This is a genomic window from Methanobacterium sp. SMA-27, assembly GCF_000744455.1.
Classification (GTDB): Archaea; Methanobacteriota; Methanobacteria; order Methanobacteriales; family Methanobacteriaceae; genus Methanobacterium_B.
This window is the reverse complement of sequence record NZ_JQLY01000001.1, coordinates 1,509,163-1,524,174: the sequence shown is the minus strand read 5'-3', so window position 1 is coordinate 1,524,174 and position 15,012 is coordinate 1,509,163. Positions and strand designations below refer to the sequence as shown.

Annotated in this window: 10 protein-coding genes; 5 read left to right on the top strand and 5 right to left on the bottom strand. The window is 31.0% G+C overall.

Translation table 11 applies throughout. The features are described 5' to 3' along the window. Positions 1-63 precede the first annotated feature (63 nt). Positions 64-1,014 carry a DDE-type integrase/transposase/recombinase gene (locus DL91_RS13165; RefSeq protein WP_156096050.1) on the top strand — a complete coding sequence of 317 codons (951 nt, stop codon included), beginning with the start codon at positions 64-66 and terminating at the stop codon, positions 1,012-1,014. Between the two features lie 1,035 nt (positions 1,015-2,049). Then, positions 2,050-3,258 carry a DUF1972 domain-containing protein gene (locus DL91_RS07575; RefSeq protein WP_197050623.1) on the top strand — a complete coding sequence of 403 codons (1,209 nt, stop codon included), beginning with the start codon at positions 2,050-2,052 and terminating at the stop codon, positions 3,256-3,258. Positions 3,259-3,343: 85 nt separating this feature from the next. On the opposite strand, the gene DL91_RS07570 is transcribed toward DL91_RS07575, so the two are convergent. Then, positions 3,344-4,507 carry a nitrous oxide reductase family maturation protein NosD gene (locus tag DL91_RS07570; protein WP_048190935.1) on the bottom strand — a complete coding sequence of 388 codons (1,164 nt, stop codon included), beginning with the start codon at positions 4,505-4,507 and terminating at the stop codon, positions 3,344-3,346. Between the two features lie 332 nt (positions 4,508-4,839). Here DL91_RS07570 and DL91_RS07565 point away from each other — a divergent pair, with 332 nt between their 5' ends. Continuing rightward, on the top strand, positions 4,840-6,324 hold the full coding sequence (locus DL91_RS07565; protein ID WP_048190934.1) for a CARDB domain-containing protein: 1,485 nt from the start codon (positions 4,840-4,842) through the stop codon (positions 6,322-6,324). 116 nt (positions 6,325-6,440) lie between these two features. Here the strand turns inward: DL91_RS07565 and DL91_RS07560 are convergent, their stop codons facing one another. The 3 genes from DL91_RS07560 to DL91_RS07550 form a co-directional block, all read right to left on the bottom strand. Further along, positions 6,441-6,923, bottom strand: coding sequence for a metal-dependent hydrolase (locus DL91_RS07560; RefSeq protein WP_048190933.1), 483 nt, complete (start codon positions 6,921-6,923; stop codon positions 6,441-6,443). Then, positions 6,923-7,411, bottom strand: coding sequence for a hypothetical protein (locus tag DL91_RS07555; RefSeq protein WP_048190932.1), 489 nt, complete (start codon positions 7,409-7,411; stop codon positions 6,923-6,925). The genes DL91_RS07560 and DL91_RS07555 overlap by 1 nt, the downstream gene beginning before the upstream one ends. Positions 7,412-7,701: 290 nt before the next feature. Continuing rightward, positions 7,702-11,121, bottom strand: coding sequence for an Ig-like domain-containing protein (locus tag DL91_RS07550; RefSeq protein ID WP_048190931.1), 3,420 nt, complete (start codon positions 11,119-11,121; stop codon positions 7,702-7,704). A gap of 569 nt (positions 11,122-11,690) precedes the next feature. On the opposite strand from DL91_RS07550, the gene DL91_RS07545 reads away from it, so the two are divergent. Further along, the gene (locus DL91_RS07545) at positions 11,691-11,897 is read left to right on the top strand and encodes an Ig-like domain-containing protein (RefSeq protein WP_048190930.1); all 207 of its coding nucleotides are present in this window, start codon (positions 11,691-11,693) and stop codon (positions 11,895-11,897) included. A gap of 89 nt (positions 11,898-11,986) precedes the next feature. Beyond that, complete coding sequence (locus DL91_RS07540) at positions 11,987-13,129, top strand: CARDB domain-containing protein (protein ID WP_048190929.1); 1,143 nt, start codon at positions 11,987-11,989, stop codon at positions 13,127-13,129. Between the two features lie 424 nt (positions 13,130-13,553). Here the strand turns inward: DL91_RS07540 and DL91_RS07535 are convergent, their stop codons facing one another. Next, positions 13,554-14,894, bottom strand: coding sequence for a UDP-glucose/GDP-mannose dehydrogenase family protein (locus DL91_RS07535; RefSeq protein WP_048190928.1), 1,341 nt, complete (start codon positions 14,892-14,894; stop codon positions 13,554-13,556). Positions 14,895-15,012: the final 118 nt, after the last annotated feature.

Genomic DNA, 15,012 nt, shown 5'->3' with positions numbered 1-15,012 from the left:
CTATAAACCTCTGATTGAATTATAAATGTCTCATAATTAATTTAAAGACCGTTAAGAATAAATATGAGTGAGAGTAGATATATTAGTATGACCAATACAATAGTATCCACTCTCAGTTCTTCTATAGGTTTTATACAACTTAAACTTACCGATTATGATCAAAAAGAAATTGATTTTGATAAAATTATAAATCAAAGATTTAAAAATGTTAAAACACCCCCAAATGCCTATCAAAAATTAGAATTACTTGAAGATAATCATATAGATTATATAAACCCTATTTGTCCTCATTGTCAATCAAAAAAGGTTAATAAACAAGAATATAGTAAAAGAAAACTGATTATACCTAATCAAACTCCAATTAAGCTTTATTTGAGAAGATACTTATGTAAATCATGTAATAAAAAATTCACAACATCATTGGAATCAATTATAAAGCCAAGATACAGATACCCGTCAATTTTTAAGGATAAATTCATTGAATTATTTCAAACAGGATATAGATCGTTACGAAATGCTTCTGAGGACTTGTCAAATTTCTTTGGTGTGAAAATATCATACCAAACAATTCACAACTGGATACAAACAACAACTAAAAATCATATATCAAACATAGAAGCAAATTATTCAGGATATTACTGCTATGATGAGCAGTATGTTAAAATTAAAGGCATATGGATGTACCGTTTAACATTATTCGACCATATACTCAACATACCTGTAAATGAAAAAATCACTCCAGATAAAGAATATACGACCATTATACAGTTTATACGAGAATCAACAAAAAATAAACCACTAAAAACAATAACAACAGACCATGTACCAGAATATAAAAATATAATGGATGAATTAAAGGTTAAACACCAATTATGCATATTTCACTTTTACAAAATGATTGGAGACAAATTATACAAATTATTACGATCAAAAAAAATATCTGAAGATGAAAAAATACGATTAAAGCCATATTACAAAGAAATACGACAAAATATTCGATACAACAAACTATGAAACAGCATTAAATCTTTTGGATAAATTATTATCCAATTTAGACGACATTCCACCATTTTTAAGAAGATTCATAACAAAAAAGACACTTCCCAACCTCAACAGACTCACACAATTTATGCATAACCATAAAATAGCACGAACATCCAATTGTATAGAAAACTACTATAGATAAACTCTGCCCAAAGCATACAAACGGAAATACAAAATAATTAAAGGGCTAATCAATTATTTAAAACTCAAAATGCAAAACAGGACCCAAAAACATGGAAAAAATCTCTAACCCCAAACAACTTGACAACCCCAATTTGTATATAAAAGTTAAAACTAGTGGAATGACATTATTATACTACTCCGATATTAAATTTTCTTCCATACTATGAACCTGCCTAATCGATATTGCAAGTAATCATGCATTGTTGATTGATTCATAACATGTAATGGAATCGGTAATAATTGTCAAAACATGAGGCATAGTAAAAAATGTAATTATCTGATAAATATATAATATGATATTTATTTATTTTTTCAAGTTAGATTATTGTTAAATTGTATTCAATTTAATAATAGTCGTTAAAAGTTAATTAAGAGATAATCTCCTCCACTATTTTTATTTAGATAGATTAAATTGAAATATGTTATGATTTTATGTTAACAAAAATTACTATGTGATAAACGTCACAAAAATAATATATTTTTTATATTGAGGATAGGACTCCAATACTAACTTAATACTCTCAGGGTCATGTTAAAGCTTTCCAAATTGACTGGTAGGGTGCAAAAAGTTCAAGATAATTTGTCAATTATTGTTAATGATATCAACCACTAAATAACACTTATTTTTGAATCACAATTACTATCTAATTTGGCTAATTACATCCTATGCCACTTTGGATAATTATATTAATAATGCTATTCACATTATAATAAGTAAAGAAATAAAATGTTTAAAAAAATATTGGAAAATTTTTTCACATAAAATATATGTAAATGGGAGTTTTTTCACATAAAATAGATAGAAATAATTGGATGGATAAAATGCACAAGTTTAAACAAAGAAGTTCTATTGCAATTATTGGAAGCCGCGGTATCCCAAATAATTACGGAGGATTTGAAGGGTTTACCGAAACTTTGAGTGAAAATTTGGTAAAAAATGGTTACAAAGTATATGTGAGCTGTGAGCATCCGGGAGAAAAAAGTTGTCCTGATACTTTAAACGGTGTTAACCTATTCTACTTCCCAATAAAACATCCTAAATACTCTGTAATAGGGATAATATATGAAGTACTCTACGATGTTTATTCCCTGTTTAAGGCCAGTATCATGGCAGATCAAATATACATGTTAGGATACAGTGCTTCATTGTTCTTTTTTATACCAAAGTTATTCGGCAAAACATTGTACCTAAATCCGGACGGATTTGAGTGGAAAAGGGAAAAATTTAATTCATCATTAAAATTTTTATTGAAAATAAGCGAAAAAATGGGTTCATTCTGGGCTGATAAGATAATAGCAGATTCAAAGAGAATAAAGGAATATTATGATAAAAAATATGATCTAGAATCAATTTATATTGCTTACGGTGCATCTGAAATACCACCTGTTAAATGGGATAACGAAAAACTTCCCGACGTACTTAAACATGGAATCACTATCAACCTTGCTTATTGGCTTTTAGTTGCTAGATTAGAGCCCGAAAATAATATTCACACCATAATAGAAGGTTACATTAAAAGTGATACAAAAAAACCTTTAATAATTGTTGGTAATTATGTCTCACCCAAATATGAGGAATACATCAACGATATTGTTGATAATTACAGTGGAGACAAAAAAATTGTTTTCACCGGTGGAATATACGATCAAGATACTTTAAACATGTTAAGACAGAATTGTTTCGCATATTTACACGGCCACTCAGTAGGTGGAACAAATCCCTCATTATTAGAGGCAATGGTCATGAAAAATGTAGTTTTAGCCCATGACAATCAATTCAACAAGGAAGTCTGTGAGGACTCAGCATTATACTTTATGAATCCGGATGAACTCAAAGTTCGAATAAACAAGGTAGAAGATAACCCAGAAAATTATTTAGAACTTAAATCCAGAGCATTTTCCAGGGTTAAAAATGAATATTCATGGGATAAAATATTCGTACAATATAATGACCTATTCAGATCAAACATCAAGGGAAAAACAACTATTCCTATAAACTTGTATGCAAACCAAACATCTGGTAGTAAATAAATAAAGAGTTGTAATTGGAATAAGTTAGTAGTAGAGATTAATTACTCTTTAACTCATTTACTCTTTAACTCATTTTATATAGTTTCTACTGTTTTTGACAGGACACATTCGTACCGACAGTTATAATACGGCGTGCAGTGTTTGTTATGGTGTTACCGGTTATAATGGTATTATTTGCTAATGATATTATACCATTATTTTTGTTGTAACATACATAGTTATTAGAAATTGTAGTGTAATGACTTTGACTGTTAATTCCAGCAAGATTATAGGTTAGTGTATTATAACTCACTGTATTGTAATCTTTAGAATAAAATCTACCCAAAGTAATTCCACAATTACCATTACCTGTAGCAGTATTGTACACTATTTTATTATGGCTACCTGTAATATCCAATCCACTAACTTTGTTCTGTGTTGCATTGTTATACGAAATTGTACTGCTAGTTAAACGAATCCAAAATCCGTTTTTGTTTGACTTAACCGTATTTCTGCTGATCAAATAATGACTTGCAGTACTACTTCCAATTTTCTGTATGGCAATACCATCTTCGGCTCCAAATATCTTGTTGTCTGTTATTTGCATATATCTTGAATTATCTGTAGCGTATATTCCTGCACCATGATATCCTGTAGAGTAAACCTTGTTCTTTGATATCAAATTGTGAGAGCTGTTTCCATTAAATAGTATACCATTTAAAAAATTACGGATAATATTTCCTGTTAAATTATTGTTGGTACTGGTACCATATTCAAAACTGATTCCATTTCCCTGCTTTGGAGTTGTACCGCTTATATTATTCGATATAACCTTTGTATTATCTATATCTCCATAAAACTGTATTCCAACTAATGAAGCTCCTATTATATTGTTATATCTAATAATACAATTGTTCGCGTTGTTTATCATTATAGAGTAACTACTTTTGGTCAAGCTAAACTTTTGAATAGTTGAACCTGCTCCATTTTCATTTACAGTAAAAACAGCAGAATTTGTATTTTTAGCTTCAATAGTAACTTTTCCATTGGCCGTTATATTAATTTTCTTGTTTAGGGTGATGCTTTCTTTATAAGTGTAAGGATTTTTATGGTTATCGTTAACAATTATTGTATCTCCATTGGAAGCATGATTAACCGCATTTTGAATACTGTGTCCGGGATTAACTGTTATTGTGGCAGCGTTTATTGAGTGTAATGAAATTAAACACATACCCATTAAAAATGTATATATAAATATCTTTTTTATCACTATCTATCACCATACCATTCGATAACTAAATTGGAGTGTACTATCACTAATATATAAGATTTTTTGATAATTTTGTGATTATCCTAAAATAGAAATTCTTTTGGTGATATATAAAGAATTCTAAAATAAAAAAAATGATTTGAAATATCTTTTAAAAGTCCCTGTTTAGGTGTTATCTACGTCTAACAACTTTAAATTAAAAACAGCACCCATAAATTTGTTTTTTCAAGATCTATAAACATAATCTTTATATGTAATTTGCAATAATTATCCAATATACTTGTAATAATTTTAGTTTGGGCATAATTGGGGAGGATATTATTATTAGAAAATTGAATAGAAAATTGGTATTTTCATTGCTATTACTATTTGCATTAGTATTATTTTTAAATTTAAGTACAATTTCATCTGCTAATGTAACTTCTAACACAGCTCCTAAGGTTACATCTGTAAATCCTGTAAATAATTCAATCATATTAAAGAGTCAAACAGTTAAAGTTTACTTTAATGAGCCTATAAAAGCTGGAACTCTGTCAATAACACTTAAAAACAGTGCAGGAACAACAATTAATACAAAAAAAAGTATAAGTAACCGAACGCTCAGCATCATTCCATCAACAACATTGCCGACTGGAATTAAATATTATCTTGTATTAAATTCCGGGAGTGTTAAGAACTTGGCTGGAAAGGGTAATTCTTATTATACAACCAGATTCACAGTATCCCCGATTACATTAGCTCAAATGAAAGATGGGTTTTCAAGAGCACAGACCTTCTTCAACAACAATTTAAGATTACCCAACTATGTGAGTTTTGGTACAAAAAAGATACTAATAGCAGATTTTCAGAGGATCATTGCAACTCAGGGTTTAAAAATTAACACCAAAATAAAGGATTTAATAGTAACACAAGTAACAGCCCCTACAAAAGGAATGAATGGGAATACAATAACAGTGCCAAACACAGTTAAAAACCGAGGTAATACAGCTACTGGGGGGTTCTATGTAAAATATTATCTTGTAGATAATTCAACTATTTATATTGGGCAAAGATACATAAGTTCCCTTGCTGCAGGAACAAACAACAGCCAGAACACCAAATTATCAATACCCCTCAACGTAACCAGCTCCAGCTATTATATAAAGACATACGCAGATAAAACTAACCTTATAAATGAATCCAATGAATCCAACAACTACAAATACAGCTCCACAAAAATTCAAATTACAAATGCCCGACCAATTTACCTTACAAGTGATAATATAATTAACACAAGTATTGATATGGCAAGATTGAACAGTATTGTATCTGGTTTAAAAGCTATGGGATTATATGCAGTAAATTATGGTTTAGGTCCAAATTCTCATTATCAAATTCTTACAAATGTTACAATACCTGAAAACGCTTTAATAGTTAATATATATGGAGGAGTTTGTGCAGGTACAATATGGGAAATGACACAACATTATTACACAAATTTAGTTCGTAATAGAGCTGTATTTTCAATTTGGATAAATACAAAAACAAATATTGATAATCTCAACAACACATTATTACCTAGATCAAATGACGATAATTTCACACCAAAATATGGTACAGTTGGAGGATTTCCCAATTGGATAGACTCTGATCATGATGGAAAAGTTGATCCTGCTAAAGACACAAATAATGACGGTATATATGAAATACGTGCTGAAGATGGTGTAATAGATCCTGCCAATCTATTAAAACAATATGGATATCAATATTTATACCAGCAAAATGGGGACATAGCAACCATAGTAAATAGTATATACAGAGAAGCAATCAATTTGTAGTTTAAAAATAAAATATAAATTTATCTTAGTATTCTTTTTTTTACATTATTCGAATCCTCTAAACTGAACTTTATAAAATTTTAAAAACTATTCTACAGTTTATTTGCACTTTAATTTTAAATTTGTTTTTGGGGAACTCTATCAACTTCTCTACCGATTAAATATACTAGCCCCGCAATACATAATGCAAGAGTTGTAATAAGGTAATCTGAACTATTGGTAATTTCAAGCTGCCACTGCCACCAGCTGAATGGATAAAATAGGTATATCCCTCCAGAAACATGTTCTAAAATTAGATCAAGACTGTAATGGGTTAAAACTCCAAGTCCTAAAAACATAAATGTCTTTTTCTTTTCTGGGAAAAAAAGTGATATTATCCCAGCAACTATAACCGAACCAGTTGGTAAGTGTATTGGGGATAAATATTCATATGCATCTACACCAATGAGTTTCAAACCCAACACTACTTTGGCAAGGTCGGGTATTAAAGCGCCAGCTATCACTATCATGGTGTTTGAAGCATCAAACTCCTTAAATTTAAAGCTTAAAATACGACATAATGTCCATGCAAATGCAATGTGTGTGATCCAGTCAGGCATTACTTCAACCTCCTGAATTCCATTTTCTTAAAATCGAAGCGCCAGTAACGTCTGAAAAATAACAAAAAGATTAATAAAGCAAGACCAGAACGTAGAAGCATGAAATTATAATCAAAACTCGATATAACAAGTATTTTCGTTGGTAATATCTGGTATGAATCCCCCAGAACTCCCAGTACTTCAACTTGATCGCCACTAAAAACTTTTTGATCAGAATAAACTGTGTAATTCACTTCAATGTCATGGTAAGTATCTAAAAGAATGAAACTACCATTATTTGCACTGGTTACAACACCTGAAACTGAAACTGTCTGTCCAATTGGATAATTTTTCAATATAATACTTGTGTTGGGATTTTCAAGGTGTTGCTGGTAATTTGATGAGTAGTAAACACTTAGCAAAATCAATGCCAATAATAAGCCAATTAAAATAAACTTTCTCCTTTTAAAAATATTTCGCAGTGGCAGTTTAGGTTTTTCTTCTATCATTTAATCACTTTAGATAATAATTTAATTCAGTTATGTGTTTGTAAACAGAATATACTATGTTAGATGAATAAGGATTTCATCATAGATCATAAATGGTAAATATTTCCAACCCATTTTTATTAATATTTCTTTATTTTACTGGTTTCTACCATCAAAAATAGTTTTTGTTCATAGTTTTTCATGGATTCGTTAAAGAACTATAAATCCTTAATTTTTAAAGTATCCGAATAATTGACTGTAATATGGATTTAAGAAATTCTAAAAAAAAATAAAAAAAAGTAAAGGATTAATTATGCTGTTTTGAATTTTATTGTGTATGGTGCTGCTAGTCCGGTTCCATTTGAGTCTTTTACGGCATTTGAGTGGACAATAACTGTGTAGTTTGTTGATTTTGATAGTGATGAATTTGGTTTTATACTTAATGTGCTTCCGCTAACAGATAGTGTGAAGGGTTTTGCTGTTCCACTTGAATTTTTGAATTCTATCCATGGGTTTGTTCCAAGTTTAATGTTTTTGCTGAAGTTGAATTTTACAATTTTATTTGTTGGAACTTTGGATGTATTGTTAACTGGATCTGTACTTGTAACTACTGGCGGTTTAGTTGTGGTGAATACTGTTGTGTATGGTGCTGCTAGTCCTATCCCATTTAAATCTGTGACACTATTGGAGTGTAAAACTACATTGTAGGTGGTTCCACCTTTTAAAAGACTGGTAGGTGTTAATGATAGAACATTATTAACAATTTTTGTTGTGAATGTTATTGCTGTTCCAGCTGCAGTTTTGAATTCTATCCAAGGATTTGTACCCAATTGAATGTTCTTGCTAAAGGTAATTTTTACAACTTTGTTTAAAAGAACACTCTGAGCATTTTTAACTGGATCTGTACTTGTAACTGTTGGTGGTAATACTACATTTAATATTGTTGTACCATTAATTGTGTTGAATCCCGGATTATCTGTATTATTTCCATCAGGATTGAATGTTCTTTGTGTTTCAGTTGCATTGTTTGTGACCGTTGTATGGCTAACATTAACTTGTCCAGGTATTCTGAATAAGGCCATACCATTTAATGGTAAGTCATTTACAAACCATTCAAGTTCAGAATATGTTCCGAAGTCAAGCCAGAAAGCGTTAGGGTCATTAGCCCATGTTAATCCTCCATCATAACTAGTTTCCATTAGTGCACTGTTGTAAATTAGATCATTTGTGAAGTCATCAATTACTGTTATGTATTTAGCTGTGTCAGGTCCTATGTTGTAGAGTTTAATGAAAGCATATAGGTTGTTATGATAAGATGTGGTTGTTGTGTGTGGTGATCCATATGTATTGTCCTTTTGGAACCATTTGGTTAATTGTGTCTGTGCTGTTGGTACATAAGTTTCAACAAAGCCAACATTGTTAGTGGAATTCCAGTCGAATTGATCTGCTGTAGTTGGATCAAAGATTGCTGTGTTGTTTACTGTTCCTGTAGTGTTTGCTATTGTGAAGAAATCAAGAACCCAGATATCTCCGTTGTTCATGATTGGTATGGTCCAGATCATGGTTATGGGGTCGAATGAAGGGTTGTTTTCTGGCGGATCCACATCAGGGTTTTGATTTGTGTAGGTTACAAACCAGCTTCCAAATGGATCGAAAGGTGCTAATTCCATTCCTGGACTGAGAAGATCGGCAATTTTCACATTAGTAGCACTATCTGGGCCGTTATTGGTTACAACAACTTCGCTGAAGAATTTCCAGTAACGGTCAAGAGGATTATCAGGGAACACTATAGGGCCTAGATCCTCATAGAAGAAGTTCTTACTTACACCGATATCTGCTGCTAATGGAACATTGAAATTTACATTTCTAATGATAGGTGTCTGTGGATATGTTGTCTGAGTCAGTGTTGCTTCGTTGTTAACCAATCCTGTTGTATTAATTAAGGCTGTTATGTCCAGGAATGTGGTTTGACCGGAATTAAGGTTTCCTATTGTCCATGTATTAGTGTTTGGATTGTAAGATCCTATACTTGCAATTGAATTTAAATAATTAATTCCTGCAGGTAGATTGTCAAATACTGAAACACCAGTTGCGGTGTCCGGGCCGTTGTTATGCACTGTTAGGTAGTAGTGTATTAGATCGTGATAATTATGTATTCCATTTGATACTGTTTTGGTGAAATCAAGTGTTGATGTTAATGGAACATTCAATGTTGCAGTGTATGATGGATAATCATTTGGAAATTGACTGAAAGGTCCATATGGATTGTATGTATCCTGTGAAATTTCTGCTATTTGGTTGGTGATCGTACCTGTTTGTGTTATCTGTCCGTAAAGTGCAAGTAAACGTGTTGCTCCTGTGGGAATGTTTATATTCCAAAGGCCAGTTATTGGATTGTATGATCCGTCATTTAAAAGCCAGGTTAACCCATTATCGTTACTTACAGCATAAACACCGTTGTTTGTGAATCCTGTGGGTGTGTCCTGGAACAGTACATTAACTGGATCTGGGCCGTCGTTTGAAGTAGTTATAACAGACCATACCCAGTCAAGATAGTGTGCCGAAGTTATTGGGTTACTGTTTAAGCTGGTTCTAAATTCCTTAGGTAACGTTGTACTATTCCCTATTCTTATAATGGATGCTGATGGTACGGTTAGAGTTGATGTTGATATGCCGTATGGTGGACCTACTGGGAAATCAGGGTTAAAATTGTCCTGATATGTCTGGTTTGCAGTGTTATTAGCTGTACCTGTACCACTAATATAACCCAAGATAGCTAGATTGTACATTGAATTCCCGGGTATAGTGAAGGTCCAGATGCCTGTTATTGCATCGAAATTGGTGTTGTACCATACATAACCATTACCATCGTCAAATGCCCACTGATCAGGCCAGAAAACAGGGTCGTAGTATGTCCAGTTTGATGATGTATCCTTCACGATTACATTTGCATAATCTGGTCCACTGTTTGTCATGGTTATAACACCCCAAACCCAGTCGTAGAAATTAGCTTGAGATATTAAAGGGCCTAAACCGATTGGATCTAATCCTGTGAAATCGTAACCATGGAATTGTTTGCTTATATTGACATTGGAGTATCCCAATGGTGGAACATCAAGATTTACAGTCCAGGCATTGTTTGAAAAATCAGGATCTGGTATGTCAGAATATACGAAGGCAGTATTTGATAATAGACCAGTAGATTTAACTTCAGTCCAGAAGATCAGCTCATAAGTAACTCCTGAATCTACTGAATCAATAGTCCAGGTTCTCGAAGATGCATTGAAAGTTCCAGCTGGCACTATAGGATCATAGAAAGAATTTGGATCGTATAGGGCTAGTCCTTTTGGTAGAACTTCGATTAAGTTTACATTTACAGCTGGATCAGGGCCATTGTTAGTCACCCAGATATACCACTGATTAATGTCACCGTAATTGGCAGATGCAGTACTGGTACGTGTGGTTGGATCAACTAAGGTTACCGCATCACTATTTTTAAAAACATCCAGATCAGCTGGATCTGGATTTTGAGAATCGCTTTGGCTGTATTTAGTCTTAATACTCGCTTTTGTGGAATTTGATTTCGTTACTGGACTATGAGTATGTGTATTAAAATGACTGTTGGTGATATTAGTACCAGAATTCATGTTAGTATCAGCAGCCGCTGAAAATCCACAGAGAGCGAATATGAATAATATAGCAAATACTGCCAATGCTAATTGTCTTTGCATATATCATAACCTCTCAAAAATTTTAATTACAAAATCTTTTGAATCGAAAAATTTTTAATTTCCTATAAAATTAAGATTTTAGGCATAGATATTATAAAAAAAATCTATTAAATAATCCCTTTTCATCCTATTAAAGAATTCTAAATTCTAATTATCTTAGGAAATTCACATCTGAATTTAAGAAGAGTCCTATGGCTAAACTTCGAATAAACCCCCCCACAAAAATTTATTTCAAGTTTTCTCTAAATAATTTCATTCAAATAAAAGATAAATTTAGTTTGAAAAAGATTCTATAAATAATTATCGTACCCTAATGTAATCATATTCACCTTATTAGATCGTTAAAACATAATTTTTTCTAGTGCACTACTTATACTAAACCAAAAATGTTTAATTCATAAAAAAATCTATATAATATATATGTTTGATGTTTAAACTTGAATTATTGTATATTAATCTTAAAAATATTAAAATTAATATTTTTCGTAATGAGAGATGGAGCGGGTATTATTAATAGAAAACTGAATAGAAAATTGGTATTTTCTTTATTATTACTAGTGGGATTAGTATTGGTTTTAAATTTAAGTACACTTTCAGCTGCAAATGTAACTTCTAACACCGTACCTAAGGTAACATCTGTAAATCCTGTAAATAATTCAATTATATTAAAAAGTCAAACAGTTAAAGTTTACTTTAATAAGGCTATAAAAGCTGGAACTCTGTCAATAACACTTAAAAACAGTGCAGGAAAAACAATTACCACAAAAAAAGTATAAATAACCGAACACTCAGCATTGTTCCATCAACTACGTTACCAACTGGGGTTAAATATAATCTTATACTATATTCTGGCAGTATAAAGGACTTGGCAGGAAAGGGTAATTCCTACTATACAACCAGATTTACAGTATCCCAAATTACATTAGCTCAAATGAAAGACGGTCTTTCCCGAGCACAGACCTTCTTCAACAGCAATTTAAGATTACCTAACTATGTGAGTTTTGTTACAAAAAAGATACTCATAGCAGAATTTCAGAGGATCATAGCAACTCAGGGATTAAAAATTAACACCAAAATAAAGGATTTAACAGTAACCCAAGTCACAGCCCCTACAATAGGTGTAAAAGGGAATACAATAACCGTGCCAAACACAGTTAAAAACAGAGGAAATACTGCTACTGGCGGATTCTATGTAAAATACTATCTAATAGGTGATTCATCTATTTACATTGGACAAAGATACATAAGTTCACTAGCTGCAGGAGCAAGCAACAGCCAGAACACCAAATTATCAATACCCCTTAACATTACAAACTCCAACTATTCTATAATGGCTTATGCAGACAAAACTAAACTTATAAATGAATCCAATGAATCTAACAACTACAAATACAGCTCCACAAAAATTGAAATTACTAATTCAAGACCAATTTATCTCACAAGCGATAATATAATTAACACAAGTATTGATATGGCTCGATTGAACAGCATTGTATCTGGCTTAAAAGCTATGGGATTATATGCAATGAATTATGGTTTAGGCCCAAATTCTCATTATGAAATCCTTACAAACATTGCAATACCTGAAAACGCTTTAATAGTCAATATATATGGTGGAGTTTGTGCAGGTACAATATGGGAAATGACAAAAAGTTATTACACAAATATGGTTCGTAATAGAAGTATATTTTCAATTTGGATAAATACAAAAACCAATATTGATAATCTCAACAATACATTATTACCTAGATCAAATGACGATGATTTCACACCAAAATATGGTACAGTTGGGGGATTTCCCAATTGGATAGACTCTGATCAGGATGGAAAAGTTGATCCTGCAAAAGACACAAATAATGACGGTATATATGAAATACGTGCTGAAGATGGTGTAATAAATCCTGCCAATTTGTTAAAACAATATGGATATCACTATTTATATCAGCAAAATGGGGATATAGCAACTATAGTAAACAGTATATATATACAGGCAATATCCAATTTGTGATCTAAATAAATTAAATAAAACATATTTTTTTTATTTTTAAAAAAGGGTATTATAAAATTTAGGCCGTTTTAGGATAAAATACCTCTAATAAAACCAATATGGGTAAATATTATAGTATATTTGTTATTCATTAAATTGTGTATAAATTGACTATTGAAATAAATTATATTTTTCTATAATTTTGATTTTTGAATACTACTTTTTATAACTAAAATTTTTTGTAAATGGATGCTTAAAAAATTAATAATTATAACTATAATTTCAAAAAACACATCAATAAAAGAAGATTCTGGAATAAATTGAATAAAAAAATTAAAAAAGAGAGTTTGGGTTATTATAAACCAATTTGTATAACAAAGCCTTTTTTAATTTTAGATTATTAAATCAATATTTAAATTTTATTTGACTCATTTAAATTCAGTTTTTAGAGATTAAAACCATCAGATACACCTATTTGATAATATTCAAAGCCCATCTTTTCCAGGTTATCTTGATTATATTGATTTCTTCCATCAAAAATTATTTTTGTCTTTATTTTTTTTGAAATTTCATCAAATTCTGGGCTCCTAAATTCCTTCCATTCAGTTACGAGGATCATTGCATTTGCATCTAATAATGCATCGTACTTGTTATTGAAGAATTTTATGTTTGAATTATCTTTAAAATATAAATTCTTTGCAACATCCATTGCTTTTGGATCGTATGAATTGATTTTAGCTCCTAATTCAATTAATTTATTAATAATTTCTAATGATGGTGCTTCTCTCATATCATCGGTTTCGGGTTTAAAAGACAATCCCCATAAAGTAAATGTGTGACCAGAAAGATCATTTCCAAATCTTTTAATGATCTTATTTACAAGTGATAATTTTTGTTGATTATTAACAGATTCTAATCCTTTTAATATGGTTGGTTCATATTGATTATCGTGGGCAATTTTTATCAAAGCTTTAATATCCTTTGGAAAACAACTTCCCCCATAACCGCAGCCAGGATATAGAAAGCTGTATCCTATTCTTTTATCACTACCAATTCCTTCTCTAACTTTATTAATATCTGCGCCTACTCTTTCACAAATATTGGCCATTTCATTCATGAATGAGATTCTTGTAGCCAGCATGGCATTTGATGCGTATTTAGTCATTTCTGAACTACATATATCCATAGTTATGAATCTTTCATGATTAATAGTGAAAGGAGTATACAATTCTTTTATTGTTTGTAACACATCTACATCATCAGAACCTATAACAACTCTATCTGGCCGCATAAAGTCAGCAACAGCTGATCCTTCCTTTAAAAATTCAGGATTTGACACTACATGAACTTTAAACTTTAAATTTCTTTTTTCTAATTCTTTATTAATTATTTGATCTACTATGTATCCAGTTCCTACTGGCACTGTAGATTTATTTACAATAATAATGTCATGGGTAAGTGTTTTTCCTATTTCTTTTGCTACAGAAAGTACATATTGCAAGTCTGCACTTCCATCTTCATTCATTGGAGTGCCTACGGCTATAAAACATATATTGGAATTTTTCAAGCCATCATTTAATTCTGTTGTGAAGTAAAGATTACCATTATTACTATTTTTAGATAACAACTCTTCTAAACCAGGTTCATAAATTGGGATGATACCTTTTTTTAAATCTTCTACTTTTTTCTTATCAATATCAATACAATATACTTTATTTCCCATTTCTGAAAAACATACACCGGTTACTAATCCTACATAACCCGTTCCAATAATTGTTAGTTTCATAAAATCTCCTAAAAATTTTGATATAAATCTTATAATTATATTTAATAAATTTTTACCATTTAATTTCTCTTTTAATATAATATATTCTTTTAGGTCTAGAATTTTAGAAAATAAATAA

Bases quoted from the DNA above. Each gene is read 5' to 3' on its own strand.
- DL91_RS07555 (WP_048190932.1), bottom strand. From the start codon at position 7,411: ATGATAGAAGAAAAACCTAAACTGCCACTGCGAAATATTTTTAAAAGG.
- DL91_RS13165 (WP_156096050.1), top strand. From the start codon at position 64: ATGAGTGAGAGTAGATATATTAGTATGACCAATACAATAGTATCCACT.
- DL91_RS07560 (WP_048190933.1), bottom strand. From the start codon at position 6,923: ATGCCTGACTGGATCACACACATTGCATTTGCATGGACATTATGTCGT.
- DL91_RS07575 (WP_197050623.1), top strand. From the start codon at position 2,050: ATGCACAAGTTTAAACAAAGAAGTTCTATTGCAATTATTGGAAGCCGC.
- DL91_RS07535 (WP_048190928.1), bottom strand. From the start codon at position 14,894: ATGAAACTAACAATTATTGGAACGGGTTATGTAGGATTAGTAACCGGT.
- DL91_RS07550 (WP_048190931.1), bottom strand. From the start codon at position 11,121: ATGCAAAGACAATTAGCATTGGCAGTATTTGCTATATTATTCATATTC.